2 protein-coding genes and 2 pseudogenes are annotated in these 2,385 nt (G+C 72.6%); all 4 read right to left on the bottom strand.

The window, feature by feature from the left end; translation table 11 throughout:
• Nucleotides 1–133: pseudogene (locus x551_RS25595) on the bottom strand (lipoyl synthase); the annotation flags it as partial.
• Between the two features lie 19 nt (nt 134–152).
• A complete protein-coding gene (lipB, locus tag x551_RS21240) occupies nt 153–827 on the bottom strand; it encodes a lipoyl(octanoyl) transferase LipB (RefSeq protein WP_036229964.1) in 675 nt (224 codons plus the stop codon).
• On the bottom strand, nt 827–2,143 hold the full coding sequence (locus x551_RS21235) for a hypothetical protein (RefSeq protein WP_036251076.1): 1,317 nt from the start codon (nt 2,141–2,143) through the stop codon (nt 827–829). Before x551_RS21235 ends, lipB begins: the two co-directional genes overlap by 1 nt.
• Nucleotides 2,140–2,385 (bottom strand): annotated as a pseudogene (locus tag x551_RS21230) (ABC transporter ATP-binding protein); the annotation flags it as partial. The pseudogene x551_RS21230 and the gene x551_RS21235, both read right to left, overlap by 4 nt.

Raw genomic sequence — 2,385 nt, 5'->3', positions numbered from 1 at the left:
CCACCACCTTGATCGGGATGCGCGCCGTCTTGGCTTGCGCCTTCTGCTTGGCGAGCGGGTCGTAGGCCGCTGCACCTGCAGCCGGCGACGGTGAGACGGAGGCCGGGGTCGGCGTGGAGGGCAGCGTGTTCATGGGATGTGGGCGCGCGGTGTCAGGGGCTGAGATAGCTCTCGAGCCGGTCACCGAGGTCGGCGGCGGCGCGTTCCGGATCGACGGGGACCCCGATTGTAGAAAGATCGACCGTGCGCAGCCCGGCGTAGCCGCAGGGATTGATGCGCTCATAGGGGCTCAGGTCCATCGCCACGTTCAACGCCAGACCGTGGTAGCTGCAGTGGCGCGACACCTTGATCCCCAGCGCGGCGATCTTGCCGATGCCACGCCAGGGGTCACGCGGGTCGGGCGGCCCCGGCAGCGCGCCGTGGCCGAAGGGGTCGCAGAGATTCACGTAGATGCCCGGCGCGCCCGTGACCCGGTGACCGGTGACGCCATAGCCTTCCAGCGTCTTGATCACCGCCTGCTCGAGGCGGAACACGTACTCCTTGACGAAGATGCCCAGCGCCTGAAGATCGACCAGCGGATAGGCCACCACCTGGCCGGGGCCGTGGTAGGTCACCTGGCCGCCGCGGTTGCTGGCGATCACCGGAATGTCTCCCGCGTCGAGCACGTGCTCGGCCTTGCCGGCCAGTCCCTGGGTGAACACCGGCGGGTGCTCGCACAGCCACAGCTCATCGGGCGTGCCCGGCGTGCGCGTCTCGGTGAAGGCGCGCATCGCGTCGAAGGTCGTCGCATAGTCCACGCGGCCCAGCCGCCGTCGCTGCATCGCCATCAGGCCCCCGCCGGCCGCCAGCGGGTGCGCGCGACGAACACCGCTGCAGCCGCCTGCAGCGCGGCGATCCCGGCGCCCAGCCATCCGCCGCCTTCGGCACCCAGCGGCTGCAGCAGGCCGGCCAGCGCGGACAGCCCTGCCGCGTGCAGCAGCCAGGGCAGCACCAGGTTCAGCACCACCAGCACCACCAGCGTCGTGCTCTCCGCCCGACGCGCGCGCGGCCCCCAGTGGATCGCGCAGGCGAGCGCAAGGTCCCGCAGCGCCAGCAAGGCCCAGGTCAGCGGCAACCCAGCGAGCGCGAGCGCGCGGCCGATGCCCCCGGCCTGCGGATCGGGTGCCAGCACGCTGGCCACCAGGCCACCACCGAGCGCCAGGACCAGCGACGCCAGCATCAGCGGCATCCGCTCCAGCGTCGCGGCGTCCAGCGCCCCGCCGGCGCGCCAGCGGGCGGCGAAGCGCTGCCACAGGTCGAGCCGAGGCGGCTCGATGAAGAGGCTGAGGTAGGCGGTGGTGGTGGCGCAGGCGGCCAGCGCGAAGCCCACGCGCCACACCGGATTTCCCTCCGGCCAGAACCCGGCAGCGAACACCGCGAGCCACGCCTGGAACCCCAGCCAGGCCTGCGGCCGCAAGGGCAGTTGCAGCGCCCCGGCCATCAACCGCTGGGCGCCGAGCACAGCCCAGGCCGCGAACATCACGGCCGTTGCCGCGTAGAACACCGGGGCCTCGAAGCTCATGCCCCACCACAGCACCTCACCGGGCGACACCTGGCGCGGCAGCGCACCGAACCACGGAAACACCACCAGCAGCACGATCCACCAGGCCCCGCCGCGCCGCGCCGCCAGTCCGCCGCGCCGCAAGGCCGCCAGCGCGACGATCAGGCTCACCGCCTGCAGACCCACGCCAGCCGCCACCATGCCGACCAGCAGCGACCACGACAGGCCGTGGCCCTGCACGGCGTTCGACACCAGCCACACCGCCAGGCAGATGATGCCGCCGTACCACGCGAACAGCGTGCCGCCGAACAGCTTGCCCCAGGTCAGCTGCCAGGGCGTCAACGAGGACAGGCGCTGGGCGTCCCACGTGGCTTCGCTGACCTCGTCTAGCAGCGCGGCACTCGCCAGTCGCGCCCCGTAGAAGCCCACCAGCAGCACGAAGCCGGCCTGCGCCACCATCGGCAGTGCCGACGGCCCGGCCAGGCCGACCGCGGCGAACACCAGCGCCAACACCGCCGGCATGCCGAGCAGCCGCGCGGGCGAGAACTCCAGCCAGAGCTGGCGCTGGAACTCCGGATTGCCGGCGGCCAGCGCGCGCATCATGTGCCCGCTCCCGCGCCGGCCACGCTGCGCAGATAGCTCTGTTGCAGGTTCTCGCGCCGCTCGGCGAAGCTGCTGACGGCAAAGCCGGCGCCGATCAAGCGCGCCAGCAGTGCCGCCTGGTCGGCATCGGTGCCGCCGAAGGCGAGTTCGAGCGTGTGGGCGTCGACGAGCGTGGCCTGCAGGCCGGCCTCGCGGCCGAGCCAGGCCTGCGCCTCCCGAGCCGCCGTCAACAGGCCGGCGCG

The sequence above is a fragment of the Methylibium sp. T29 genome (assembly GCF_000576205.1).
GTDB classification, from domain to species: domain Bacteria; phylum Pseudomonadota; class Gammaproteobacteria; order Burkholderiales; family Burkholderiaceae_C; genus Methylibium; species Methylibium petroleiphilum.
Note: the sequence above shows the minus strand (reverse complement) of the source record. Positions and strands in the feature narration are given on the sequence as shown.

Coding starts and splice junctions, on each gene's coding strand:
- x551_RS21235 (WP_036251076.1), bottom strand. CDS start 2,143: ATGATGCGCGCGCTGGCCGCCGGCAATCCGGAGTTCCAGCGCCAGCTC.
- lipB (WP_036229964.1), bottom strand. CDS start 827: ATGGCGATGCAGCGACGGCGGCTGGGCCGCGTGGACTATGCGACGACC.